The sequence below is a fragment of the Roseovarius gahaiensis genome, from assembly GCF_011601345.1.
In the GTDB taxonomy this organism is placed as follows: domain Bacteria; phylum Pseudomonadota; class Alphaproteobacteria; order Rhodobacterales; family Rhodobacteraceae; genus Roseovarius; species Roseovarius gahaiensis.
The window spans coordinates 38,975-65,257 of record NZ_JAAORB010000002.1; the positions used below are offsets into that span (position 1 = coordinate 38,975).

General features: G+C 58.9%; 24 protein-coding genes. 18 read left to right on the forward strand and 6 right to left on the reverse strand.

All coding sequences use genetic code 11. The features are described 5' to 3' along the window. Entirely contained in the window at positions 1-732 is a 732-nt protein-coding gene (locus tag HAT86_RS01405) for a uroporphyrinogen-III synthase (protein ID WP_167192808.1), read from the reverse strand. A gap of 72 nt (positions 733-804) precedes the next feature. Here HAT86_RS01405 and tsaD point away from each other — a divergent pair, with 72 nt between their 5' ends. Genes tsaD through HAT86_RS01425 form a run of 4 tightly spaced genes read left to right on the forward strand, consistent with a single transcriptional unit; the run spans position 805 to position 3,547 of the window. Continuing rightward, positions 805-1,899, forward strand: coding sequence for a tRNA (adenosine(37)-N6)-threonylcarbamoyltransferase complex transferase subunit TsaD (gene tsaD, locus HAT86_RS01410; RefSeq protein ID WP_167192809.1), 1,095 nt, complete (start codon positions 805-807; stop codon positions 1,897-1,899). Next, positions 1,896-2,855: an NAD(P)H-dependent glycerol-3-phosphate dehydrogenase gene (locus tag HAT86_RS01415; RefSeq protein ID WP_167192810.1), complete on the forward strand. Its 960-nt coding sequence runs from the start codon at positions 1,896-1,898 to the stop codon at positions 2,853-2,855. Before tsaD ends, HAT86_RS01415 begins: the two co-directional genes overlap by 4 nt. Then, the gene (locus HAT86_RS01420) at positions 2,855-3,124 is read left to right on the forward strand and encodes a YciI family protein (protein WP_167192811.1); all 270 of its coding nucleotides are present in this window, start codon (positions 2,855-2,857) and stop codon (positions 3,122-3,124) included. The genes HAT86_RS01415 and HAT86_RS01420 overlap by 1 nt, the downstream gene beginning before the upstream one ends. Positions 3,125-3,127: 3 nt before the next feature. Continuing rightward, positions 3,128-3,547 (forward strand): EVE domain-containing protein, encoded by a 420-nt coding sequence (locus HAT86_RS01425; protein WP_167192812.1) that lies wholly within the window; start codon positions 3,128-3,130, stop codon positions 3,545-3,547. A 219-nt stretch (positions 3,548-3,766) separates the two neighbouring features. On the opposite strand, the gene HAT86_RS01430 is transcribed toward HAT86_RS01425, so the two are convergent. Together HAT86_RS01430 and ahcY are read right to left on the reverse strand one after the other, a co-directional pair. Beyond that, the gene (locus HAT86_RS01430; protein ID WP_167192984.1) at positions 3,767-4,108 is read right to left on the reverse strand and encodes a DUF2853 family protein; all 342 of its coding nucleotides are present in this window, start codon (positions 4,106-4,108) and stop codon (positions 3,767-3,769) included. Positions 4,109-4,309: 201 nt separating this feature from the next. Then, a complete protein-coding gene (ahcY, locus tag HAT86_RS01435) occupies positions 4,310-5,698 on the reverse strand; it encodes an adenosylhomocysteinase (protein WP_167192813.1) in 1,389 nt (462 codons plus the stop codon). Positions 5,699-5,800: 102 nt separating this feature from the next. On the opposite strand from ahcY, the gene HAT86_RS01440 reads away from it, so the two are divergent. Both HAT86_RS01440 and HAT86_RS01445 read left to right on the forward strand, forming a co-directional pair. Continuing rightward, the gene (locus HAT86_RS01440) at positions 5,801-6,394 is read left to right on the forward strand and encodes an HD domain-containing protein (RefSeq protein WP_167192814.1); all 594 of its coding nucleotides are present in this window, start codon (positions 5,801-5,803) and stop codon (positions 6,392-6,394) included. 38 nt (positions 6,395-6,432) lie between these two features. Then, positions 6,433-6,876: a GNAT family N-acetyltransferase gene (locus HAT86_RS01445; protein ID WP_408014980.1), complete on the forward strand. Its 444-nt coding sequence runs from the start codon at positions 6,433-6,435 to the stop codon at positions 6,874-6,876. Positions 6,877-6,952: 76 nt separating this feature from the next. On the opposite strand, the gene HAT86_RS01450 is transcribed toward HAT86_RS01445, so the two are convergent. Further along, complete coding sequence (locus HAT86_RS01450) at positions 6,953-7,504, reverse strand: ActR/PrrA/RegA family redox response regulator transcription factor (RefSeq protein WP_167192816.1); 552 nt, start codon at positions 7,502-7,504, stop codon at positions 6,953-6,955. An 81-nt stretch (positions 7,505-7,585) separates the two neighbouring features. Further along, a complete protein-coding gene (locus tag HAT86_RS01455; protein WP_167192817.1) occupies positions 7,586-8,215 on the reverse strand; it encodes an SCO family protein in 630 nt (209 codons plus the stop codon). Between the two features lie 90 nt (positions 8,216-8,305). On the opposite strand from HAT86_RS01455, the gene regB reads away from it, so the two are divergent. From regB to hslU, 11 genes are all read left to right on the forward strand, one after another. Continuing rightward, complete coding sequence (gene regB, locus HAT86_RS01460) at positions 8,306-9,691, forward strand: sensor histidine kinase RegB (RefSeq protein ID WP_167192818.1); 1,386 nt, start codon at positions 8,306-8,308, stop codon at positions 9,689-9,691. Between the two features lie 97 nt (positions 9,692-9,788). Then, positions 9,789-11,312, forward strand: coding sequence for a PAS-domain containing protein (locus HAT86_RS01465; protein WP_231125780.1), 1,524 nt, complete (start codon positions 9,789-9,791; stop codon positions 11,310-11,312). Between the two features lie 40 nt (positions 11,313-11,352). Next, positions 11,353-11,829 (forward strand): tRNA (adenosine(37)-N6)-threonylcarbamoyltransferase complex ATPase subunit type 1 TsaE, encoded by a 477-nt coding sequence (tsaE, locus tag HAT86_RS01470; protein WP_167192819.1) that lies wholly within the window; start codon positions 11,353-11,355, stop codon positions 11,827-11,829. Next, a complete protein-coding gene (locus HAT86_RS01475; RefSeq protein WP_167192820.1) occupies positions 11,822-12,847 on the forward strand; it encodes an aminoglycoside phosphotransferase family protein in 1,026 nt (341 codons plus the stop codon). Before tsaE ends, HAT86_RS01475 begins: the two co-directional genes overlap by 8 nt. Continuing rightward, positions 12,823-13,515 (forward strand): nucleotidyltransferase family protein, encoded by a 693-nt coding sequence (locus tag HAT86_RS01480; protein ID WP_167192821.1) that lies wholly within the window; start codon positions 12,823-12,825, stop codon positions 13,513-13,515. The genes HAT86_RS01475 and HAT86_RS01480 overlap by 25 nt, the downstream gene beginning before the upstream one ends. Further along, complete coding sequence (gene addB / locus HAT86_RS01485) at positions 13,508-16,444, forward strand: double-strand break repair protein AddB (RefSeq protein WP_167192822.1); 2,937 nt, start codon at positions 13,508-13,510, stop codon at positions 16,442-16,444. The genes HAT86_RS01480 and addB overlap by 8 nt, the downstream gene beginning before the upstream one ends. Then, positions 16,444-19,839: a double-strand break repair helicase AddA gene (gene addA, locus HAT86_RS01490; RefSeq protein WP_196780469.1), complete on the forward strand. Its 3,396-nt coding sequence runs from the start codon at positions 16,444-16,446 to the stop codon at positions 19,837-19,839. Before addB ends, addA begins: the two co-directional genes overlap by 1 nt. Before the next feature lie 37 nt (positions 19,840-19,876). After that, positions 19,877-20,197, forward strand: a complete 321-nt coding sequence (trxA, locus tag HAT86_RS01495; RefSeq protein ID WP_167192823.1) for a thioredoxin — start codon at positions 19,877-19,879, stop codon at positions 20,195-20,197. A gap of 79 nt (positions 20,198-20,276) precedes the next feature. Further along, positions 20,277-21,428 (forward strand): amidohydrolase, encoded by a 1,152-nt coding sequence (locus tag HAT86_RS01500; RefSeq protein ID WP_167192824.1) that lies wholly within the window; start codon positions 20,277-20,279, stop codon positions 21,426-21,428. A gap of 57 nt (positions 21,429-21,485) precedes the next feature. Then, complete coding sequence (hslV, locus tag HAT86_RS01505; protein ID WP_167192825.1) at positions 21,486-22,040, forward strand: ATP-dependent protease subunit HslV; 555 nt, start codon at positions 21,486-21,488, stop codon at positions 22,038-22,040. Continuing rightward, positions 22,037-23,344 (forward strand): ATP-dependent protease ATPase subunit HslU, encoded by a 1,308-nt coding sequence (gene hslU, locus HAT86_RS01510; RefSeq protein WP_167192826.1) that lies wholly within the window; start codon positions 22,037-22,039, stop codon positions 23,342-23,344. Before hslV ends, hslU begins: the two co-directional genes overlap by 4 nt. A gap of 101 nt (positions 23,345-23,445) precedes the next feature. On the opposite strand, the gene HAT86_RS01515 is transcribed toward hslU, so the two are convergent. Beyond that, positions 23,446-24,123 (reverse strand): TetR/AcrR family transcriptional regulator, encoded by a 678-nt coding sequence (locus tag HAT86_RS01515; protein WP_167192827.1) that lies wholly within the window; start codon positions 24,121-24,123, stop codon positions 23,446-23,448. A 122-nt stretch (positions 24,124-24,245) separates the two neighbouring features. Between HAT86_RS01515 and HAT86_RS01520 the strand changes: the two genes are divergently transcribed. Next, positions 24,246-26,282, forward strand: a complete 2,037-nt coding sequence (locus tag HAT86_RS01520) for an NADH:flavin oxidoreductase (protein WP_167192828.1) — start codon at positions 24,246-24,248, stop codon at positions 26,280-26,282. The last annotated feature ends 1 nt before the right edge of the window (position 26,283 follow it).

Consider the following 26,283-nt stretch of genomic DNA (forward strand, 5'->3'; position numbering starts at 1 on the left):
TTACTTTGCCGTGTTTCCACCCTCAAGCCGCTTGGCCGCGTCAAACAAGCCCTGAACGACATCCAGCATCCCAATGGTAGTTGGTTCATCCGCAACGACCACGTCTTGAGCGATGGCCAGTGGGATCTCCTGCGCAACATTTTCACTGATCGCGGCCACAAACAAAGGGGCTTTGACAAGAACCCCGGACAAGGCAAGGCGCGCTGATCGCGGCGAAAACAAAGGTAGGATGACAGGCGTTCTTTGTTGCAGGCATTCTTTCGCCTGATCTGTAAGACCGACCGCACGCTGGCGATATATCACCGCTTCGTACGTCTCTATTCCTGCAAGAGTCAAATCTCGCGCCAAATCTCCTGTCGTATACTCCCCCCGGACATGCAGGAAAGGCCCCGGCAAGGCGTCTGCAAGAATACGCTTCATCATCTGGCGCGCGTCACCCCCGCAAGCCGTCACCGATAGGCCAATGTCCCGCCCGGCCTTTGCCGTGGCCTCTCCAACGGCATAAGCCGGAATATCCCGGCGGTTACTGTGGCGCGCGAAGGCCTCAACCCCGTGCCGGGATGAAAAGACTAGCTGACGGACCGCGGCCAGATCCGGTAGCGTGCCACACGGTTCGATTTGCAAAACGGGTGAGAGGACGATTTTTGATGCCGGACCGATCACTTTTTCCAATTGCTTGGCAAAAGCCGCGCCCGATGGCTCTGGCCGCGTGATCAGGATCGTCGGCGTCATGCTCGGTCCATAGTTGTTTGCAGTCACGGCCGGTGTTACCTCCCTGTCAGGCAACACGCAACGGCAGAGACCATGACCGCCCCATTGACCATCCTTGGACTGGAAAGCAGCTGCGACGATACCGCAGCGGCGGTTGTTCGGGTGTCAGAGGGGCAACCGCGCATATTATCTTCGGTTGTGTTTGGGCAAACCGATCTGCACGCCGCGTTCGGTGGCGTGGTGCCGGAAATCGCCGCGCGCGCCCATGCCGAAAAGCTTGATACCTGCGTGAAACAGGCTCTGACTAAGGCGGAATTAACCCTTGATGGCATTGATGCTGTTGCGGTTACATCTGGGCCGGGCCTGATTGGCGGCGTTTTGTCTGGCGTGATGTGCGCCAAGGGAATTTCGGTTGCGACCGGATTGCCGCTGATTGGCGTCAACCATCTGGCTGGGCACGCCCTGACACCGCGTTTGACCGATGGTATCGCTTATCCCTACCTGATGTTGCTGGTGTCGGGCGGGCATTGTCAGTTCCTGATCGTCAAAGGCTGTCAGGATTTTACCCGCCTCGGCGGCACGATTGACGACGCCCCCGGCGAGGCCTTTGACAAAACCGCACGGCTGCTTGGACTACCACAGCCGGGTGGGCCCTCGGTTGAACGTGAAGCCATAGACGGAGACAAAAGCCGTTTCCGGTTTCCACGGCCTTTGCTGGACAGGCCCGGATGCGACATGTCGTTTTCCGGGTTGAAAACCGCCGTTTTACGCGCCCGAGACAGTTTGGTTGCCGAGAAAGGTGGCCTTTCACGGCAGGATAGAGCCGATTTATGTGCAGGGTTTCAATCTGCCGTTGCCGATGTGCTGGCCGAGAAAACACGCCGCGCACTGGATCTATACATGGCCGAAGCCCCGCAAATTCCCAATCTGGCGGTGGCCGGGGGCGTGGCGGCAAATTGTGAAATTCGCACCAAACTAAAGACGCTATCGCACGATAGCGGGGTTGGTTTTGTGGCGCCGCCGCTGTCGCTGTGTACGGACAACGCGGCGATGATCGCCTATGCCGGGGCAGAACTTTTTGCTGCGGGTCACCGCGACGAATTGGATATGATCGCACGGCCCAGATGGCCGCTGGACCAGACCAGCCCTGCCCTGCTGGGCAGTGGCAAGAAAGGGGCCAAGGCATGATCACGGTTTTAGGGGCTGGCGCATTTGGAACCGCCTTGGCGATATCACTGGCGCGCAAAGGCCCGGTGCAGTTATGGACTCATGATCCCGATCACGCCAAAGCGATGCAAGACACCCGCCGCAATGATCGACGATTGCCGGGTGTCGACCTGTCAGAAAACATCTCAATCTCGGAAAATATAGATACGATTCCCGCCCAAAATCCGGTTTTGCTTGCCGTTCCTTTGCAACAATTGCGCGGTGTTCTGACAGAACGCGCCGCAACATTACGCCAACACCAATTGGTGGCCTGCTGCAAGGGCATGGAATTGGGCAGCGGATCAGGCCCCGTGCAACTCATAAATTCCGTTGTGCCCGACGCGGTGGGTGCGATTCTGACAGGGCCGTCCTTTGCCGCGGATATTGCGCGCGGCCTGCCTACGGCGCTGACGCTTGCCTGTGCCGACGAAGCCGCCAGCGGAACGCTACAACAGGCCCTAAATACGCCCAACTTGCGCATTTACCGCACAACCGACGTGATCGGCGCGGAACTGGGTGGCGCACTCAAGAACGTCATGGCCATCGGATGCGGCGCGGTGATTGGCGCCGGTCTGGGCGATAGTGCGCGGGCCGCCCTGATGACACGTGGCTTCGCCGAAATGGCACGTATGGCCACGGCCCTTGGCGCGCAGCCCGACACATTATCCGGCCTGTCCGGCTTTGGTGATCTGGTGCTGACCTGCACATCGGACCAGTCACGGAATTATCGTTTTGGGGCGAGTTTGGGTCAAAAAGAATGGTTTGACCCAACAATCACTGTCGAAGGGGCCGCAACGGCGCGCGCTGTCTGCGACCGCGCAAGCGCGCTGCAGGTCGACATGCCCATCACACGCGCAATCACGGCCCTGATCAATGGTGATTTACAGGTCGAGCAGGCCATGGATATGTTATTGTCACGCCCACTGAAGGAAGAATGATGCTGATTGCCCTTATTGCCAAAGACAAACCCGGCGCGTTGAAAACGCGTATGGATACCCGTGATGCCCATCTGGCCTATATCAAACAAACCGGCATTGTTGCGCAGGCCGGGCCATTGCTGGACGACAGCGGCAACATGGCCGGATCGCTGGTTATTCTGGACGTCGCAGAAATGAAACAGGCGCAGGATTGGGCCGAAAACGATCCTTATGCCAAGGCAGGCTTGTTTGACTCGGTCGAGTTGGTCGAATGGAAAAAGGTGATCTGAGCGATGCGGTACTGGCTGTTCAAATCAGAGCCATCCACATGGGGCTGGGCTGATCAGGTGGCCAAAGGCGATACCGGTGAAGAGTGGGATGGCGTGCGCAACTATCAGGCCCGCAATTTCATGCGCGAGATGGCAGTCGGTGACCGTGGCTTTTTCTATCACAGCCAAAAGGAAAAAGCGGTTGTCGGTCTCGTTGAAGTGATCGCCGAAGCGCATCCAGACAGCACCACCGACGATGATCGTTGGGACTGTGTGGATATAAAAGCGGTAAAGCCGGTGAAAACACCCGTGACATTGGACATGATCAAGGCCGATCCGCGCCTGTCGGCGATGCCATTGGTCAAAAGCCCGCGTTTGTCGGTTCAGCCGGTCACCGAGGACGAATGGCGCATTGTCTGTGACATGGCAGGAGTTGCGCCGTAAATAGAACGGAGGGCACCAGCCATATGCCGACACCCCCCGTCACCCCACGTGCTCCCTACGCACCACACGTGTATTTGGAATAGGTCTCGGCCATACTGGCCTGTGAAATGACATTACCGCAAACAGGCGGAACGGCCAAATGCAGAATGTTTAGAATATTCATCAAAACAAAAACGCCCACCGGTTTGGCGGGCGTTTTGAATATTCTATAAGGCTGGTTCACCCATAAACGGATTCTTTGCCAAAGTGCTTGGTCAGCATGTAGTAGACAACCGCGCGGTATTTGTTCCGCTCCGAGCGGCCATAGGTTTCGAGAACCTGATTGATCGCGTCCATCAATTGTGGACCATCGGCAAGCCCCAGTTTTTTGATGAGGAAATTGTTTTTGACAGTCTCAAGCTCGGCCGGTTGGGTGGCTGCGACGGTCGACGCATCGGCATTGTAAATGGCCGGGCCACAGCCAATGGTCACCTTGGTCAAAAGGTCCATATCCGGCGTCATACCGCATTTGTTGCGAAGATCATCCGCGTATTGTGCGATTAGTTCGTCGCGTTTGCCCATAATCAATTCTCCCACCTGTCCGGCAATTGGCCGGTTTTCGCGTTAATCGTGCAGCCCCGAATGGTGCTGGTTGTACGATAACGACAGTTTTCCACCTCACAAAGGGAAAATTGAGAGGCGACTCCCCTTATCCGGGAGCGCTACGAAAAAGCCCCGGTCAAAGAACCGGGGCTTTCGCGATGTGCCAGATAGTAGAGACGCTTAATAGCGGTAATGCTCGGGCTTGAACGGCCCTTCGGGATTGACACCGATATAGGCGGCCTGCTCAGGGTCGAGCGGGGTCAATTTCACGCCGATCCGGTCCAAATGCAGCCGCGCCACCTTTTCATCCAGATGCTTGGGCAGGATATAAACCTCGTTCTTGTACTCACCACCGTTCCGCCACAGCTCGATCTGCGCCAGAACCTGATTGGTAAAGCTGGCCGACATCACAAACGACGGGTGCCCGGTGGCGTTGCCAAGGTTCAGCAAGCGACCTTCGGACAAAAGAATGATGCGATTGCCCGAGGGCATCTCGATCATGTCCACCTGTTCCTTGATGTTGGTCCACTTGTGGTTTTTCAGGTTTGCCACCTGAATTTCGTTGTCGAAGTGGCCGATATTGCCGACGATGGCCATATCTTTCATCGCACGCATATGCTCGATGCGGATCACGTCCTTGTTGCCAGTGGTGGTGATGAAGATATCGGCGCTTGAAACGACATCCTCAAGCAAAACAACCTCGAACCCGTCCATCGCGGCCTGCAGGGCGCAGATCGGGTCAACCTCGGTCACTTTCACACGGGCACCGGCACCGCGCAACGACGCGGCAGAGCCTTTGCCCACATCACCATAGCCCATGACCACGGCAACCTTACCGGCCATCATGGTGTCGGTGGCACGGCGGATACCGTCAACAAGGCTTTCCTTGCAGCCGTATTTGTTATCGAACTTCGACTTGGTGACGCTGTCGTTCACGTTGATCGCCGGGAAAGGCAGTTGCCCGTCGCGCACCAGTTGATACAGGCGGTTCACGCCGGTGGTGGTTTCCTCGGACACACCCTTGATCTGGTCACGCACCTTGGTGAACCAGCCGGGGCTTTCTTTCATCCGCTTGGCGATTTGTGCCTTGATGGCTTCCTCTTCCTCGGACGTGGGCACCGGGATGACATCTTCACCCGCTTCGGCACGTGCGCCCAGTAGGACATACAGTGTGGCATCGCCGCCATCGTCGAGGATCATGTTGGGGCCATCCTCGAAGAGGAAGGATTTATCAAGGTAATCCCAATGCTCTTCCAATGTCTGCCCCTTGATCGCGAAAACCGGGGTTCCACCGGCGGCAATCGCCGCCGCCGCATGATCCTGCGTTGAAAAGATATTGCACGACGCCCAACGCACATCGGCGCCCAGCGCTGTCAGTGTTTCGATCAACACGGCGGTCTGGATGGTCATGTGGAGCGAGCCCACGATGCGCGCGCCCTTCAGGGGTTTGTCGGCGCCGTATTCTTCACGCAGCGCCATCAGGCCCGGCATTTCCGTCTCGGCGATGTCCAGTTCCTTGCGGCCGAATTCAGCCAGTGCGATATCCTTAACGATATAGTCGTTCGCCATTACCATGGCTCCTTGTAATACATTTGTTTGACGTGCAGATAGCACCGGATCAACCAGCGGGCAACGCCAAGCCTGCCTGACCGACGCGACAAAGAGGCTTTGATGAAACCACAGCGCGCATGGCAAAAGATGCTTTCGGGGCGTCGGTTGGACCTGTTGGACCCCACGCCTGTCGATATCGAGATCGAGGATATCGCACATGGATTGGCCTTCGTGGCGCGGTGGAACGGGCAAACGGTAGGGGATTACGCCTATTCGGTCGCCGAGCATTCCTTGCTGGTCGAGCAGCTGTTTTCCCGGCTCAATCCCGGCAGCCCCGCCAAATGGAAACTGGCGGCATTGCTGCATGATGCACCCGAATACGTGATCGGGGATATGATTTCACCTGTCAAAGCCGCCGTTGGACCCGGATATGATGAATTGGATAAACGCCTGACAGCCGCAATTCACATCCGGTTTGGCCTGCCCACAACGATCCCGGCACAGATCAAAAAACAGATCAAAAAAGCCGACAGGGTCAGCGCATGGATGGAGGCCACGCAGATCGCAGGTTTCACCACGCAGGAGGCTGACAAGTTCTTTGGCCGTCCAATTGCCGACGTGACCGAAGGCCTTGATATAGTCCTGCGCCCACCTCTGGAGGCGCGGCGCGACTACGTCATGCGACATAACGACCTTTTGGAAGACATCGGATGATCCACATCCGTCACGCCGGGCCCATGGATGCCCGCGATATGGCAGCGCTGCTTACCGCCATCATTCGCAAAGGCGGCAGCACGGCCCTTACCCAAGAGGTCACCCGCGAAACTCTTCTTGGCTGGCTCAAACAAACGCCACCCAACTCCATTTGGCATGTGGCCGAGGATGACACGGGCACGATCCAAGGCTTTCAATACGTCAAGCCCAACGCGAACCTGCCGCCCGGGGCCTGCGATATCGCAACCTTTGTGAAACTTGGCACAAATGGCCTTGGTATCGGCTCGAAACTATTTGAGACAACCAAAAAGGCCGCCCGCGAATTGGGTTATGGCTGGATCAACGCCACGATCCGCGCCGATAACACCGGGGGGCTGGCCTATTACCAAAGCCGCGGGTTTGAGGATTACACCCGCCTGCCCAATCAAAAACTTTGCAATGGTCAGATCGTCGACAAGATTTCAAAACGCTATGATCTTTGAGGCGCTTTGGGTTTTTTCTTGGCAAAAATACCCTCGCCGAAGGCAACCGACGGACACCCAATTCGCAGGGAATTGATTACCGGGGGCTGCGCTTGGCCAAAATCCGTTGCAATGTGCGGCGGTGCATGTTCAGGCGACGAGCAGTTTCGCTGACATTGCGATCACACAGTTCATAAACGCGCTGAATATGTTCCCAGCGCACACGATCTGCGCTCATTGGGTTCTCGGGCGGGGGCGGCAATTCATCCCCACCGGCCAAAAGCGCGTTGGTGATATCGGTCGCATCAGCGGGTTTCGACAGATAATCGGTGGCCCCGATCTTTACCGCCGCCACGGCCGTGGCAATCGCACCATAGCCCGTCAGAACAACGATCCGGCTATCCGGGCGCTTTTCGCGAATGGCCTCAACAACGTCCAAGCCGTTGCCATCCCCAAGCCTAAGGTCACATACCGCGAAGGCAGGCGGTCGTGCCATTGCGATTGCTTTGCCTGTGGTCACGGAATCGGCTGTTTCAACCTCGAAACCACGTTTTTCCATAGCCTTTGCCAGACGGCGCAGAAATGTTTCATCGTCATCGACCAAAAGAAGTGTTCGGTCACTACCTAAGTCCTGCAAAGTCTCGGCCATGCTTATGTCCTTTTCAGCCGTACAACGTGCCCTATGGCATACCTAGCCTGCTGCGCTTTGTGCGTCAAACCGGCGCAGCGCTTACATCGCATCCATAAAGCATTCGACACGGTCTGCCATCTCTTCCGGCGCTGCATCCCGCCGAAAGAATTCTGCAACCCCATGCTCAGGCAGAACAAGGTATGTGCTAGTGGAATGATCTACCAGATAATAGGCTTCGTTTCCTTCGGCCGGCTCCTGCTTCTGATAATAGGTGCGGTAGGCTTTGCTGGCGGCTTTTACTTGCTCGGCCGAGCCGGTCAGCCCCAGCATACGAGGATGCAGATTGTCTGTGAAGTCAGCCAGAATTTCGGGCGTATCACGATCTGGGTCGATCGAAATAAAGACAGGCTTCACCATGCGGCCGCGTTCCTCAAGAATTTCGACGGCCTGCGCATTGCGTGCCGTATCCATAGGGCAAACATCGGGACAGAAGGTATATCCGAAATAAATTAGGGCAGGTTTGTCGATCACATCCGTATCGGTCACCGTCTCGCCAGTTTCGCTGACCAAGGTGAATGGTCCGCCGATCTGAGACATGCCCCCTGCCACTTGACCCTGACGACACTGTGCGAATTTGTCATCACTGCTACCACCCATGGTCATGACATAGACCAACACCAGCGCCGCCACCAAAGAAGCCGCAGCTGTAATCACAATTGTCCGGGTCATAGGTGAATCCTCATTCTGCTATGCATGTCATGCCGTCTATGGCACATCTATCACCGAAACACGAAGTTACAACGGGACCAGAGCGCGCAGATGACCGATATCTCACCCGGCGTATTCAAATCTCGCAGACGGGGCAACTGGATCAGGTTGCGGACCTTGATCCTGCTAAGGTGGTGGGCAATTGCAGGTCAGGTTTCAGCACTGGTTGCAGCGCAACGGCTGTATGATCTGGATCTGGAAATCGGGCTTTGCTATCTGGTGGTTGGCATTGCTGTCATTTCAAATCTCGTGGCCGCGTTCATTTACCCTGAAAACAAACGCCTGTCGGAAACCGAAACCCTTTTGGTGGTTCTGTTCGACATGCTGCAACTGGGCCTGATGCTGTATCTGACCGGCGGGTTGAACAACCCGTTCTCGATCCTGATTGTTGGGCCGGTCACGGTGTCGGCCTCGGCCATTTCATCGCGGTCAACACTGTTTTTGGGGCTGACGGCGATCTTGATCGTATCCCTTTTGACCCAATTCCACTTGCCGCTGCGCACAGATATGGGATTCGTTTTGCGGATGCCGACGGTGTTCCTGTTTGGCAATTGGGCAGCGATTGTGATTGCGGTGGTTTTTCTTGGCGTCTACTCGCGGTGGATCGTGGCCGAAATGGATTCAATGTCAGACGCGCTACAAGCCACACAAATGGCCCTTGCTCGTGAACAAAAACTAACCGATCTGGGTGGCGTCGTGGCCGCCGCCGCGCATGAATTGGGCACGCCTTTGGCAACGATCAAGCTGACCAGCTCGGAGCTGGCCGAGGAACTGGATGATCATCCAGACTTGCGCGACGACGCCCTGTTGATCCGCCAACAAGCCGACCGCTGCCGCGATATATTGCGGTCGATGGGCCGCGCCGGCAAGGACGATCTGCACCTGCGCACCGCCCCCCTGACCGCCGTTCTGGAAGAGGCCGCCGAGCCACATCAGGACCGCGGCAAGGCGATCCATTTCGAGTATTCGGCCAATACCCATGCACCAGACAGCCAGCCCACGATCTATCGGCGCCCCGAGATCATCCACGGCCTGCGCAACCTCGTGCAAAACGCGGTGGATTTCGCCAACGCCAATGTCTGGATCGAAAGCCAATGGACTGATCGGCACGTGACCTTGCGGATCATGGATGACGGGCGCGGATTTTCTGCTCATGCGCTCAACAGGATCGGCGAGCCGTTCATGCGCCGCCGCAACGCAACCCCCGATCAGCGCCGCCCCGAATACGATGGGATGGGCTTGGGCCTGTTTATCGCCAAAACACTGCTGGAACGGTCCGGCGCCACACTGAGTTTTGCCAATGGGGCCAACCTGACCCATCCCGATCAAGGGGGGCCCAAACGGCATGGTGCCGTGGTCGAGGTGACATGGCCACGGCAGAAAATTGCCCCTGACGCGCGCGCCGCACCCGGAGAAAATCAGCCCATTCGTGCCTGACCCCGGTTTGTCCTGACTGCATCCGCCCGTGGTTAACTAAGGCTTAACCTGAACGTCCGATCCTAGCGTTAAAGCCGCGAAAAGGGTGGGGCACGACATGTACGATTTTCCGATTTGGATTTGGGCGGTCATTCCTGTCTTTTCGCTGTGCTTTGCGCTGGTAATCGTCTGGCTGATCGGCCTGCAGCGCCCGGCCACTTCCAGCTTTGGAGAAACTGGGCCAGCGATCACATCCGGGGCCGTGCATTTTTTATTCGACCAAGACAGTCTTATGGATCACGACTTGCCAGCGGACAACACAGCTTTCAAAACTTGTGACTGGCGCGAGATGCGAAATTGGCTGCATTTCAGGTTTTCAGGGTTGCCCGACACCACGGATGCCCTGCCAGACGGGCAAAGCGTTTTTTCCGTCGCTGATGATCCCGGTGATCCTGCGCAACTTGTTTGCACCAAGACGGGCGACACCACCCATGTTGTTCTGCACGATCCCAAGACGCTTGACGCGGTCGAAAGGCACGAACGGCTGCGCCTTCTGTCAGAGGGTCGCAATTGGGGCTCGTGTCTGGATAATGCAACCTGTGGCGTGGTCATGACAGATCACGACGGCCAAATCTTGTGGACAAACAGGGCCTTTGATGCCCTCAAAATCAGTGACCCCGGCAATGCCATCTCCGGCTCCCGGCCCGTGCTGGACGATAGCACACCCAAGATCGAACGCCGCTGCATTGATGACGGAACGGCCAGCAAATGGCTTGAAACACGCTCGGTTCCGGTAGAGCGCGGAACAATCCACTATGTGGCGGATGTGACCAAAGTGGTCACTGCCGAAAACCTGCGCCGCGAATTCGTACAAACCCTGACCAAGACCTTTGCCAACCTGACAACGGGGCTGGCGATATTCAACCGCGACAAGCAATTGGCGCTGTTCAACCCAGCACTTGTAGACCTGACAGGCCTTGGCCCCGAATTCCTGAGCGCGCAGCCCAATCTGATGGGGTTTTTCGATAGTCTACGCGACAATCATGTTTTGCCCGAACCGCGAAACTATGGCGATTGGCGCACACAAATCCTGCAAATGATCGAAACCGCCACCGACGGGCTTTATCGCGAAACATGGACTTTGCCCTCGGGCTTGACCTATCGGGTCACTGGGCGCCCGCACCCCGATGGCGCAATCGCGTTCCTGTTCGAAGACATATCAGACGAGATTTCACTGACCCGCCGCTTTCGCTCGCAAATGGATATGCGACAAGCGGTTTTGGACAACCTGTCCGAAGCGGTCGTGGTTTTGTCACCCGCCAAAACGGTTTTGCTATGTAATTCGACATGCTCAAGACTGCTGGGCATCGACCCCGACAGCAGCTTTGCTGAAATGTCACTGAACGACCTGACACAGATCTGCAATTGCCGCCTGCCCAGCGCAGAATTCTGGGCCAAGGTGGTGCAGGGTCTTGATGGTCGTCGGCTGGCCAACCCGATCGAAGCACAACTTTTCGATATCCAGAACAAGTCTTACCACTGCCGTACCGCGTCTTTGCCGGGTGGGGCGGCGATGCTGACAATCGCCCCGCTGACCACGACAACCAAGACTGCGCAAACAGATCTGACTGTCAGCGACTGATCTGACTTGCAGGCCGGGGCGGTGCGTGTAGTCTCGGCACATGTCCGACAACACGCGCGAATTCCACCTATCCAGCCCTGAACAAACCACCGCGTTGGCACATGCGCTGGCGCCGCGCTTGCGATCTGGGGATGTTATCCTGTTGTCGGGCCCGGTGGGTGCCGGAAAATCTCATTTTGCGCGCAGTTTGATCTTGGCGCTGCTGGACACGCCAGAAGATGTGCCCTCACCAACCTACACCTTGGTACAAACCTATCCCGGTCAGTCGGGCGAAATCTGGCATTCAGACCTCTATAGGCTGAGCGATACATCCGAAGTCGAAGAGCTTGGCCTGCTTGACGCCTTCGATACCGCCATCTGCCTTGTGGAATGGCCCGACCGCCTGCACAATCTGGCCCCGGAAACCGCGCTTTGGATCACGCTTGACCCCAACGGTGAAGACGATACCCGCGTGATGACCGCCAGATGGGCATCCCCGAAGTGGAACGCCAAGTTGAAAGACCTTCAGTATGAGTGACAGAAATACCTTGATCCGGTCCTTTGTGGACAGCACCGATTGGGCCAAAGCCACCCTTGACCCGCTGGCTGGCGATGCTTCCAACCGTCGGTATCTGCGTATCACCCATCCCGTGACGAATGGCACCGCAGTGCTGATGGATGCCCCGCCCGACCGAGGCGAAGATGTGCGCCCCTTTATTCGGATTACCGAATACCTTATCGGCATTGGCCTCAGCGCGCCGCGCATTCTGGCGCAGGACACTCAGGCCGGTTTCCTGTTGCTTGAAGATCTGGGTGACGATTTGTTTGCCGCGGTCATTCCGCAGCGGCCAGAACTTGAAAACAGGCTCTACCCCACCGCAACAGACCTTTTGGTTGCCCTGCACGCCGAAACACCGCCTGAAAACCTGCAGACCTATGATCCGCCTCTGATGGCCGATTTGGCCGCGCTGGCGTTTGATTGGTACCTGCCAGCCACAGCGGCCCCTGACCCGGATGCGCGAAGCCGCTTTCACACCGCCATGCTGGAGGCACTGCAATGCCACGCCGCCGATTGCTCGGTGTTGATACAGCGGGACTATCACGCGCAAAACCTGCTTTGGCTACCGGATCGCGAGGGTGTGGCCCGCGTTGGCCTGCTGGATTTCCAAGATGCCATGTTGGGCCACCCAGCCTATGATCTGGTGTCGCTTCTGCAAGACGCGCGCCGCGATGTTTCCCCCGAAATCGAATCCGCGATGATCGACCGCTATATCAAAGCCACGCAGTCGCAGCCCGAGTGCTTTCGCGCCGCCTATGCGGTGCTGGGCGCGCAACGCAATCTGCGCATTCTGGGCGTGTTCACCCGGCTGTGTGTGCGCGACGGAAAAGCCCACTATGTGGATCTGATCCCGCGTGTCTGGGGGCTTTTGCAACGTGATCTTGCGCACCCGGCCCTTTCCAACGTGGCCGCGATCTTGTCGACCGTATTGCCACAGCCCCGCCCAACCATTTTGCAAAAGGTAAAAGCCCAATGCGCGACCAGCCCCAAGCCGTAATGCTGTTTGCGGCCGGGTTCGGCACGCGCATGGCGCCTCTTACCGCTGACCGCCCGAAACCGATGATCCCGGTCGCGGGGCGACCGCTGATTGATCACGCGCTGGAGTTGGTGCGCGAATACGGACCCGAAACCATCGTGGCGAACGTGCATTACAAACCGCAAACTTTGATCGACCACCTGCAAAAATCCAATGTTCACATCGCCCATGAAACGCCCGAGATCTTAGACACCGGCGGTGGATTGCGCGCCGCCCTGTCGCATCTGGGTGACGGGCCTGTGTTTACCATGAACACCGATGCCGTCTGGTCAGGGCCGAACCCATTGCAACAGCTTGCCTCCACATGGGATCCCGCGCGCATGGATGCTTTGCTGTTGTGCCTGCCACACGACAACGCCATTGGGCATGACGGGCCGGGCGATTTTATTCAGGGTGACGACGGGCGCGCCGGACGGGGGCCGGGCTTGGTGTATTCGGGTCTGCAAATCCTGAAAACTGACATCCTCCATGACATCCCGGAAAGCGCCTTTTCGCTAAACCTTGCGTGGGATCGAATGCTTGCCAAAGGGCGTTTGTTTGCGACTGCCTATACTGGTCGTTGGTGCGATGTGGGTCGCCCCGATGGAATCGTTCTGGCAGAGACGTTGCTGGGGTATGGCGATGTTTGAAAAATCAGATCAGCCGCGCGTCTTTGGCCTGCCGCTGGGCGTTGATTTTCCGCGTGCTCTGGTGGATGGCCTAATGGCCCGTCATCAGGGCCACCCGCCCGAGGCGCTGGCGCGGGTGCATCTGATCGTGAACACGCGCCGCATGGCGCGACGTATCCGCACCCTGTTTGATCAAGGTCCAGCCATGTTGCTGCCCCGCATCAGCCTGCTGACCGATCTGGGCGAAGACTGGGATTTGGCCCATATCCCCGATCCGGTGCCGCCCCTGCGCAGGCGACTTGAGCTGACGCAGCTTGTTGCCTCACTATTGCAGGCGCAGCCCGATATCGCGCCGCGCTCGTCACTTTATGCCCTATCCGACAGCCTTGCCGCTCTGATGGATGAAATGCATGGCGAAGGCGTGTCCCCCGACAGGATCGCCGATCTCGACATCGCCGATCAATCTGGCCACTGGGAGCGGATCAAGACATTTTTGGGCATTGTCAGACACTATTTCGAAACGGGAACCGAACACCCCGATGTCGAAACACGCCAACGAATGGTGATCGAACATGTCACGACCCAATGGCAGGATACACCGCCCAATCACCCGGTGATCATCGCCGGGTCAACAGGGTCACGCGGTGCCACGCAACTTCTGATGCGCGCGGTCACACAATTGCCGCAGGGGGCTGTCGTTTTACCGGGCGTCGATTTTGATATGCCACAGCAGGTCTGGCAAGCGCTGAACGATGCCATGCTATCCGAGGACCATCCACAATACCGCTTTGCCGATCTGATGAACGGTCTTGGCCTGACACCTGATGCCATTGGCCGTTGGACCGATACCGCACCCACCAATCCGGCACGCAATCAACTTTTGTCACTGGCGCTGCGCCCGGCGCCAGTGACCGACCAATGGCTTGAGGATGGCCCGAAATTGGCCGATCTGGGCAGCGCCACCGCCGATGTCACGCTGGTTGAGGCGCCTTCGGCCCGGATCGAAGCGCTGACAATCGCCATGCGGTTGCGGCAAGCGGCCGAAGACGGTCAAACTGCTGCGCTGATCACCCCTGATCGCACGCTGACACGACAAGTCACTGCCGCGCTGGACCGTTGGAACATCCTGCCCGATGACAGCGCCGGGATGCCCTTGCATCTGTCAGCGCCGGGCCGATTCCTGCGGCATGTGGGCGATCTGTTTCGGGACAGGCTGACCGCCGAGTTGCTTTTGACCCTGCTCAAGCATCCGCTGGCCCATTCGGGCGCGGATCGTGGCACGCATCTGCGCCTGACGCGCGAGTTGGAACTGCATCTGCGTCGCCACGGCCCCCCCTATCCGCAGGCCGCCGATCTGACGGCGTGGGCGGATAAGCAGACCGACCCCATGGCGCAATCTTGGGCCGCTTGGATCAGTGACTGTATCACCGCAAAAGAGGTTTCAGGCGATCTGCAACTGGCCGAATTTGTGACCCGCCACATTGATCTGGCCTCTCGCATCGCCAGTGGCCCCAATGCAGAAGCTGCAGGCAACCTGTGGGCAAAAGATGCCGGGCAAGAGGCCTGGAAAACCGTCAGCACCCTGCAAGACAATGCACCGCATGGTGGGCGTATCAACGCCTCGGATTACACCAGCCTGTTTCACGGCATCCTGTCCGGTCAGGAGGTCCGCAACCCCGATACGCCGCATCCCGATGTCCTGATCTGGGGCACGCTTGAGGCCCGCGTTCAAGGGGCCGACGTTTTGATCCTGGCCGGGCTGAATGAAGGCAGTTGGCCCGAAGCCCCCAAGCCTGACCCGTGGCTGAACCGTGCCCTGCGCAATCAAGCGGGGCTGTTACTGCCCGAGCGGCGCATTGGCCTGTCGGCCCATGATTTTCAGCAGGCCGCCAGCGCACCTGAGGTCTGGATGACACGTTCGATCCGCTCGGATGACGCCGAAACCGTGCCGTCACGCTGGCTGAACCGGATCAAGAACTTGCTTCAGGGTCTACCCGATCAGGGCGGACGCGCCGCGCTTGATGCCATGTCGGCGCGCGGGACGCGTTGGCTGGAGCTGGCCAACCAACTGGAAGAGCCCGGCAGCACCCCCGCCGCAACAAGGCCCGCGCCCTGCCCGCCGGTGGCCGCGCGGCCACATGATTTGTCGGTTACCGAAATCAAGCGACTTATTCGTGATCCCTATGCGATCTATGCAAAGCACCTGCTTAAGCTCAGGCCACTTGACCCGCTGATGAAAACCCCCGACGCGCTGCTACGCGGGACCGTCCTGCACGAGATTCTGGAAGGATTCATCGCAGATACCCGCAATGATCCCGCGCTGTGCACCCGTGATGCTTTGATGCAGAAAACCGAGACTGTTTTAGCGGAAATCGTGCCTTGGGCGCAGTCTCAGGCGGTCTGGCGGGCCCGGATGGACAGGGTGGCAGACTGGTTTATCGAAGGCGAGCATCACCGCCGCACCATTGCACAACCCACTGCGCTTGAGTCAGGGGGTAAGGCCACGCTGCCAGAACTAGGCGTCACACTAACGGCCAAGGCCGACCGGATCGACATCGACCAACGTGGCGCGCTACATATCTACGACTACAAGACCGGCGCGCCGCCATCGGACAAAGAGCAAGAGTTTTTCGACAAGCAATTGCTGCTTGAGGCCGCGATTGCCGAACAGGCGGGCTTTGGCGATCTCAGCCCATCGCCGGTGGCTCAGGCCGTTTTCATCGGGTTGGGCAATCCGCCGAAAACGGTCCTCGCGCCGCTGGACAAAGAGCCGCCCGCGCAGGTCTGGAAAGAGTTCGAAGCGTTGATGCGGGCCTACATGGAAGCAGATCGTGGCTTTATCTCGCGTCGTGCGATGCAAAAAAAGATCGACAAGGGCGATTACGATCAACTGGCACGCTTTGGCGAATGGGATATCACCGACACCCCCGACACGCAGGAGGTTGGATAATGCCCCGCGATGATGCCACCCAACGCCAGATTGATGCGGCCCGCCCTGACAGGTCCACTTGGCTGTCGGCCAATGCCGGATCGGGCAAGACTCGGGTCTTGACCGACCGGGTTGCACGGCTTTTGCTAGATGACGTCGATCCGCAGCATATTCTGTGCCTGACCTACACCAAGGCCGCCGCCAGCGAGATGCAGAACCGTCTTTTCAAGCGCTTGGGCGCTTGGGCGATGTTGAGTGATGATGATCTGCGCAAGGCCCTTGATGACCTTGGGTTCGAGGGGCTGATCGACGATGACGCCCTGCGCAGCGCCCGCCGCCTGTTTGCCCGCGCGATCGAGGCACCGGGCGGGTTGAAAATCCAGACGATCCATTCGTTTTGCGCCGGGTTGTTGCGGCGGTTCCCGCTTGAGGCCGGGGTCAGCCCCCAGTTCACCGAGATGGAGGACCGCACCGCCGCCTTGCTGCGCGATGAGATTCTCGAACAAATCGCCACTGGTCCCGACGCACATACGTTAGCCGCCCTTGTCCGACATCACACCAACGATGATCTCGACACTCTCACCGCCGAGATCGTGCGGCGGCGTGCGTTTTTCGATGGTGACACATCGGATGCCAAGCTGGCCGCCGCATTTGGTCAGACACCGAACATGACGCTGGATGATATTTCAAAACAGGTTTTCTTGGGTAGCGAGCAGACGTTGCTGACATCGCTCCTTTCGGCACTTGAGGCCAGCAGCACGAACGATCAAAAGGCTGCCGCCAAGTTGCGGGGGATAAGCCAACTGGATGCCTCGGCCCTGCCCATTCTGGAAAGCGTCTTTCTGAATAGCTCCGGCGCGAAAGAGCCATTTTCAGCCAAGATAGGCTCTTTTCCAACAAAGGCGTGCCGCGATGGCCTTGGTGCGATCATGACACAGATCGAACAGTGGATGGCCCGGGTTGAAACGGCGCGCGAGGCCCGGCTTGCGACGCTGGCCATTCAGAAAACCCGCACCCTGACCGAATTCGCCGCCGTGTTTCTGCCCGCCTATGACCGTGCCAAGGCCCAGCGCGGCTGGCTGGATTTCGATGATCTGATCCTGCGGGCGCGGCAACTACTGACTGATCCCGCTGTGGCGGCTTGGGTTTTGTTCCGTCTTGATGGCGGAATTGATCATATCCTTGTCGACGAGGCCCAAGATACCAGCCCAGTGCAATGGCAGGTCATCGAACGGCTGGCACAGGAATTCACCAGTGGCGAAGGGGCCCGCGCCGATGTGACCCGCACGATTTTCGTGGTTGGCGACAAGAAACAGTCGATCTATTCCTTCCAAGGGGCTGATCCGCGCGAATTTGACCGCATGAAAACCGATTTCGCGGCGCGCCTTCAGGCCATGGGACAACCATTGCAAGACATGGAGATGGAATATTCTTTCCGCTCTTCGCGCGCCATTCTGGACTTGGTCGATCGGACTTTTGCCAACAGCCAAGATAGCGGCTTTACGCCGTCACAGGGCCACAAGGCGTTCAAGTCTGATCTGCCCGGACGGGTGGATCTATGGCCTGTGGTGGAAAAGCCCGCCAAAGATGACGATCCGGTTTGGTATAGCCCGGTCGACGTCAAGGCTGCCAACGATCCGGCGACGGTGCTGGCGCAACACGTGGCCAAAACGATCCGCTGCATGGTGGACCAGCGGCAACTGATCCCGGACGATAACGCAGAAACCGGCCTGCGCCCCGTCCGGCCCGGTGATGTGATGATCCTTGTGCAGCGTCGTTCGGATCTGTTTCACGAGATCATCCGCGAATGTAAGGCCCAAGACCTGCCGATTGCCGGGGCGGATCGGCTCAAGGTCGGGGCGGAGCTTGCGGTCAAGGATTTGGCGGCGCTTTTGTCATTTCTGGCCACGCCCGAGGATAGCCTTTCACTGGCAATCGCCTTGCGCTCACCGCTCTTTGGCTGGTCCGAAGCCGATCTTTACAAGCTGGCCCATGAGCGCCGCCAAAAATACCTGTGGGCCGCGTTGCGCGACCGGGCGGAGGACCACCCCGAAACCATGGCCATGCTGAATGATCTGCGCGGGCAAGCCGATTATCTACGCCCCTATGACCTGATCGAACGCATCCTGACCCGCCACGATGGCCGCCGCAAATTGCTGGCCCGTTTGGGCAGCGAGGCCGAGGATGGAATCGACGCCCTGCTGTCGCAGGCCATGGCCTATGAACAACGCGCCGTCGATAGCCTGACGGGGTTTCTGGTCTGGATGGAAACCGATGACTTGGAAATCAAGCGGCAACTGGACAGTGCAGGCGACCGGATACGCGTGATGACGGTGCATGGGGCCAAGGGGCTTGAATCGCCCTTGGTCATTTTGCCCGATACCGGCAAACGCAATGTCACGGTGCGCGATCAAATCGCCATCAGTGGCGGCACCCCGCTTTGGCGCACCAGCGCGGGGGATATGCCCAGTGTTATGATCCAAGCGAACGAGGCCGCCAAAGCCGCTGAACGCGCCGAGCGTGACCGGCTGTTATACGTCGCCATGACGCGGGCTGAAAAATGGCTGATCGTGGCCGCAGCTGGCGATCTGGGGAAGCAAGGCGATACTTGGTACGACATGATCGAGGCTGGATTGCAGCGGTCAGGCGCACAGGAGCACAGGTTCGACAGTGGATCCGGGTTGCGGCTGGAACATGGCAATTGGGCTGGGTCAGGCTCTGATCTCCAAGATGACCCACCGGGCGCGGCACCCATTTTACCCGGTTTGTTCCGCGCCCCGGCCCCTATCGCGCCAGACAGGCCCAAAACCCTTAGCCCCTCGACCGATCTGGGCGGGACCAAGGCCCTGCCGGATGAACGTGGTCTTGACGAAGACGCCGCCAAGCGCCGCGGCCGCCTGATCCATCGCCTGCTGGAATATTTACCGCAAGCGCCCCAAGCGGATTGGCCCGTGGTCGCCGCGCGCCTGATGTCCACGGGGGCTGATGTGGCCAGCGCCGATGAACATGCGCTTTTGCTGGCCGAGGCCGAAAAGGTACTGACCAAGCCGTCACTGGGCGACCTGTTCGCGCCCGACACATTAACCGAGGTGTCGATCACCGCCACGCTTGATGCCCTGCAAAACCGCCGCATTCACGGCACGATTGATCGGCTGATCGTGACACCTGAGACCGTTCTTGCGGTTGATTACAAAACCAACGCGGCCGTGCCCCATGGCCCGGCAACGTGCCCCGTGGGGTTGCTGCGGCAAATGGGGGCCTATGCGCATGCGCTGGCCGAAATTTACCCTGATCGCCAAATCGAAACCGCCCTGCTTTGGACACGCACCGCAACGCTTATGCGTTTGCCGCACGATCTTGTGACTGGCGCCCTCTGCGACACGCCTGCGCTTGACGCTTCGGTTAGCGAGACCTAGGTTCGCAACAATTCAAATTCTGTCAGGAGACATGATCATGGCCACAGTTGCCGTAACAGACGCGACCTTTGACGCCGAAGTTAAAAATTCCGACATCCCCGTTGTGGTGGATTTCTGGGCCGAATGGTGCGGCCCGTGCAAACAAATCGGCCCCGCTTTGGAAGAGTTGTCCGCCGAAATGGACGGCAAGATTAAAGTGGCCAAGGTTGACGTTGACAGCAACCCCAACGCCGCCGCCGCGATGGGCGTGCGCGGTATTCCGGCGCTGTTCATCTTCAAGGACGGTGAGGTTGTATCCAACCGCGCCGGTGCCGCCCCGAAAGCCGCCTTGCAAAGCTGGATCGAAGACAGCATCTAAACGCTGTCGTGCCAAAAGATCGAAGGGCCGCCACAGCGCGGCCCTTTTCTTTTGCCGGAATTACGGTGAAAACATTGGTATGACCCTGACCAACTCAGATATTGCTGAACTTACGGCGTTCCGCCGTGATCTGCACCGCCACCCCGAAGTGTCGGGCCAAGAGCGTGAGACCGCGCGGCGTGTTGTGTCCGCCCTATCCAACCATCCGCCAGACACCCTTATAACGGGCCTTGGCGGTCATGGCCTTGCTGCTGTGTATGCCGGGCCTGCCGATGGCCCGACCGTTCTGTTTCGGGCAGAGCTGGACGCGCTGCCCATTCAAGAACTCTCGGCTGCGCCATATGCCTCGTCGACTGCAGGCACCGGGCACCTATGCGGCCATGACGGTCACTCGACAATTCTGATGGCGATGGCCCGGCTGCTATCGCGGCGGCGCCCGGCCAAGGGGCGCGTGGTATTGATGTTTCAGCCCGCCGAAGAAACTGGCGCAGGTGCCGCTGCTGTAATCGATGACCCAAGATTCAAGACGATTGCACCGAACTATGCCTTTTCGTTACACAATATGCCCAACTTGCCGCTTGGCCATGTTGGCCTGATCGCCGGTCCTGTCAATTGCGCCTCGCGCGGGCTGCGTGTGGCCTTTACCGGCAAGCCCGCTCATGCGTCCGAGCCGGAAAACGGCACCTCGCCCATGGCGGCGCTGTCCGGGTTGATGCCAGACCTTACCGCGCTCAGCCATGGCACCACGCAAGACCCAGATTTCACACTTGTCACTGTCACCCATGTTCAGATGGGCGCAGCGGCCTTTGGCATCGCACCGGGTGACGCCACGCTGTTCGCCACCCTGCGCACGCTAACCGATGACCGGATGAATGCCCTGTGCGAGACTGCGTTGAAGATGATCAACGAAACCGCCGCACATAATAAACTGACGGTGACGCATGGGTTTGAAGACATCTTTCTGCACTGCGAAAATGACCCACACGCCACTGATATTCTGCGCACCGCGCTGGATACTCTGGACATCCGCCACGACGCGTCGGGCTTGCCGATGCGCGCGTCCGAGGATTTCGGGCGGTTTGGCCACACTGCCAAATCGGCCATGCTGTTTCTCGGCGCAGGCATGGACCATCCGGCTCTGCACAACCCTGATTATGACTTTCCCGACGATCTGACCCCAATCGGCGCGCGCATTTTTGAACAGGTCACACGTGACATACTGGGCGGATAGGCCCCTTGCACCGCACGCCCCGCCCTTCCATATAGGCACCAACCGAACGGAGACCCCATGAGCAACGAATTCCCCGGCTGGCACGGCACCACGATCGTCGCTGTAAAAAAAGGCGGCGAGGTTGTGATCGCCGGCGACGGGCAGGTCAGCCTTGGCCAGACCGTCATAAAAGGCACCGCCCGCAAGGTGCGCCGCATCTCACCCGGCGGCTATGACGTGCTGGTGGGCTTTGCAGGCTCAACCGCTGATGCCTTCGCCCTGCTGGAACGGCTTGAGGCCAAGTTGGAAGCGACCCCCGGTCAGTTGCAACGCGCCAGCGTCGAACTTGCCAAGGATTGGCGCACCGACAAATACCTGCAAAAGCTTGAGGCGATGCTGATCGTCACTGACGGCGACCAGATCTATGTGATCACCGGCGCGGGTGACGTTCTGGAGCCTGAACACAATTGCACCGCCATCGGATCGGGCGGCAACTTTGCCCTCGCCGCCGCGCGCGGCATGATGGACAGCGACCGCACCGCCGAACAGATCGCCCGCGATTCCATGGCCATCGCCGCCGATATCTGCGTCTACACCAACGGCAAACTGACCGTAGAAAGCATCTCCAAATGACCGACCTGACCCCCCGCGAAATCGTCAGCGAACTTGACCGTTTCATCATTGGCCAGAAGGAGGCCAAGCGCGCCACCGCCGTCGCCCTGCGCAATCGCTGGCGGCGCAAGCAACTGTCCGACGACCTGCGCGACGAGGTGTATCCAAAGAACATCCTGATGATCGGCCCCACCGGCGTGGGCAAAACCGAAATCTCGCGACGTCTGGCCAAACTGGCCCGCGCGCCCTTTATCAAGATCGAAGCCACCAAGTTCACCGAGGTCGGTTATGTGGGCCGCGACGTGGAACAGATCATCCGCGATCTGGTCGATAGCGCCATTGCGCAAACCCGCGAATGGATGCGCGAGGATGTCAAAACCCGCGCCCATGAATTGGCCGAAGAGCGTGTCATTTCAGCCATCGCCGGGGAAGACGCGCGCGACGCCACCCGCGAAATGTTCCGCAAGAAACTGCGCGATGGCCTTTTGAACGACACCGAGATCGAGCTTGAACTGGCCGATCAATCCAACCCCATGGGCATGATGGACATTCCCGGCCAGCCCGGCAGCCAGATGGGCATGATGAACCTTGGCGATATCTTCGGTAAAGCCTTTGGTGGGCGCACGGTGCGCAAGAAAATGACCGTCGCTGACAGCTATCAGGCCCTGATCAGCGAAGAGGCTGACAAACTGCTTGATGACGAGGCCGTGACCAAAACTGCGCTTGAGGCGGTCGAGCAGAACGGCATCGTGTTTTTGGATGAGATCGACAAGGTTTGCGCCAAATCCGATGCGCGCGGCGGTGATGTGTCCCGCGAAGGCGTGCAGCGTGACCTGCTTCCGCTGATCGAAGGCACCACCGTGTCAACCAAGCACGGTCCGGTGAAAACCGATCATATCCTGTTCATCGCCTCGGGCGCCTTCCACATCGCCAAACCCTCCGACCTGCTGCCCGAATTGCAGGGCCGCTTGCCCATCCGGGTCGAACTGCGCGCCCTGACCGAGCATGATTTCGTGCGGATTTTGACCGAGACCGACAACGCCCTGACCCGCCAGTATACGGCGCTTATGGGGACCGAAGAGGTGACCGTTGATTTTACCGAGGATGGCATCGCCGCGCTGGCCCGCATCGCGGCGGACGTGAACCAGTCGATCGAAAACATCGGTGCAAGGCGGCTTTATACCGTCATGGAACGGGTGTTTGAAGAACTCAGCTTCACCGCCCCCGACCGTGCCGGTGACTCCGTGACAGTCGACGCGGGCTTTGTCGAAGAGAACCTGGGCGAGCTGATGAAATCGACGGATTTGTCGAGGTATGTTTTGTAGGGGCATAGGCAGGCTGGTCTTTCGACTGCAACAGCCTTCGCCAAGCCCTATGCGGGCAACGTCAAACAACGCGCCTTAGAATGCGCTGATTTCTGTGCGCGTCATCTCGGCTGATCTTCTTTAGACGTTTTGGGGCCGGAGGCTCGAAACCCAAGCCTTGCCTCGAACCGGGCAAGTTCGCTCTGCGTCGGGGCATGTCCGCAAAAGGTCTTGACGTAACCCGGCACCCGCACCATGCGCACCGCTTGGCTTTCCTGCACCTGCATCGAGATATAGCCGATCTGGACAAGGTAGACGGTACGCGCCCGGACATCTGCCTCTGCGACTGAAAAGCCGAAGCGTTCGAACATCTCGCGGATGGCATCCAGCCGCCGCTCGTCCGCCGCATTGACGCGCGCCATGACGTCGTCGGATTGGTGCGCCCACCCCCGGACCGCGAAATCGAGTTGCGGCTCGAACAGGTCTTCGTCGTGGAACACCACGATGAGATTGAGAACAGCCTCGGTGATCGTTTCGGCATAGGCGCTGGTCGCCTCGACGAAGGCCCCGGTGTTCTGGGTGTCCCAGTCTTCCAGCAGGGCATCCAACAGCGCGTTCCGGTCCTTGAAGAACCAGTAGAAGCTGGTGCGCGCGATGTTCAACCTCGTCGCCAAGGGCTGGATTTTGACGGCATCAAGCCCGGTTTCCAGAAAGACCTGCTTGGCCGCTGCAAGCCAGACTTCGCGGGATCCGCGCCAGCCCGAGCTTTTCTCGGGATCATCCGTCATGGGTTGCTTCATATTCATGCACCGGACAGTATGGCTGACCTTTTACAAGTTCAAGAAAAATATACATACGTGAACCAAAACTTGACAGTTATGAACATTATGTGGAATCGTCCGTTCAAATCACGGAGGATCCCATGTCTACAGACCCGCTCCTGCAGCCCTATCACCTCAAGAACCTGACGCTAAAAAACCGGCTGATGATCACCAGCCACGAGCCCGCCTATCCCGAAGATGGAATGCCGAAGAACCGCTATCGCGCCTACCACGTGGAACGGGCGCGGGCCGGTGTGGCGCTGACCATGACCGCCGGTTCGGCCTCGGTCGCGCGGGACAGCCCGCCGGTCTTCAACAACATCCTGGCGTGGAAGGACGAGGTCGTTGGCTGGATGAAACAGCTTACCGACGAATGCCACGAACATGATTGCGCGGTGATGATCCAATTGACCCATCTCGGTCGCCGCACCCGCTGGGACAAGGCGGATTGGCTGCCAGTGGTGTCCACAAGCCATGAGCGCGAGCCGTCGCATCGGGCCTTCCCAAAAAAGGCCGAGGACTGGGACATCACACGCATCATTGAAGATTACGCCGACGCCGCAGAACGGATGCAGGCCGCCGGGCTCGACGGGATCGAACTGCAAGCCTATGGCCACCTGATGGATCAGTTCTGGTCGCCCCTGACCAACGATCTGGGGGGCGACTATGGTGGTAGCCTCGACAACCGCCTGCGTTTCACTTTCGACACGCTGAAGGCCATCCGCGAACGTGTCGGCCCCGATTTCATCGTCGGTGTGCGCTATACCGGCGACGAGGATCTGCCCGGCGGGCTGACAAAGGACGATGGGCTGGAAATCTCGCGCCGCCTGAAAGACAGCGGGATGGTCGATTTCCTCAACGTGGTGAAGGGGCATATCGACACCGATGCAGGCCTTACCGATGTTATTCCGGTTCAGGGCATGCGGTCAGCCCCGCATCTGGATTTCGCGGGCGAGATCCGCGCGGAAACGCAATTCCCGACCTTTCACGCCGCCAAGATTCAAGACGTGGCGACCGCGCGGCACGCCATCGCCAGCGGCAAGCTCGACATGGTGGGCATGACCCGCGCGCACATGGCCGATCCGCATATCGTCGCCAAGATCATGCGCGGCGAAGAAGAGCGCATCCGCCCCTGCGTGGGGGCGAATTACTGCCTTGATCGCATTTATCAGGGCGGGATGGCGCTCTGCCTTCACAATCCCGCAACGGGGCGCGAGTTGGAACAGCCGCATGTGGCTCCCAAAGCCAACGCGCGCCGCCGCATCGTTGTCGTCGGTGCCGGGCCTGCGGGGCTTGAGGCCGCGCGCGTCGCGGCCGAACGTGGTCACGAGGTGATCGTCCACGAGGCCGCGAACGATCCGGGCGGGCAGGTTCGCTTGACGGCGCAGACAGACCGCCGGAGGGAAATGATACAGCTCATCCAGTGGCGCTTTGAAGAATGCGAGCGGATGGGTGTGACTTTCCACTTCAACTCCTTCGCCGACAACGAAACCGTGCGCGCGCACAACGCTGACGCGGTCATCGTCGCCACCGGCGGGCTACCCCATACCGAGATTCTGAACACGGGCGACGAGCTTGTCGTGTCAGCGTGGGACATCTTGTCGGGCGACGCGCAACCGGGCGAGAACGTGCTGATCTACGACGACGCCGGGGATTATGCCGCGCTGCAAGCAGCCGAGAAAATCGCCGCCACCGGCGCAAAGGTCGAGATCATGACCCGCGACCGCAGCTTTGCGCCCGAGGTGATGGCGATGTCGCTTACCCCGTCAATGCGCGAGTTGCAGGAGCGTGACGTGACCTTCACTGTAACGTGGAAACTTGATGCAGTGCGGCGCGAGGGCAATGAGCTTTGCGCGACAATCGGTAGTGATTATGGTGCGGTGACCCGCGAACGGCACGTCGATCAGGTGGTCGTCAACCACGGCACGCGGCCGCTTGACGATCTGTATTTCGATCTGCGTTCGGACTCGTCCAACCTTGGCGAGGTGGATTACGAGGCGCTTGTCGAAGGCCGCCCTCAGGATGTGACGCGGAATGCCGAGGGTGGTTACCAGCTTTTCCGCATCGGCGATGCGGTGGCCGCCCGCAACACCCATGCCGCGATCTACGACGCGCTGCGCCTGTGTAAGGTGCTCTGAC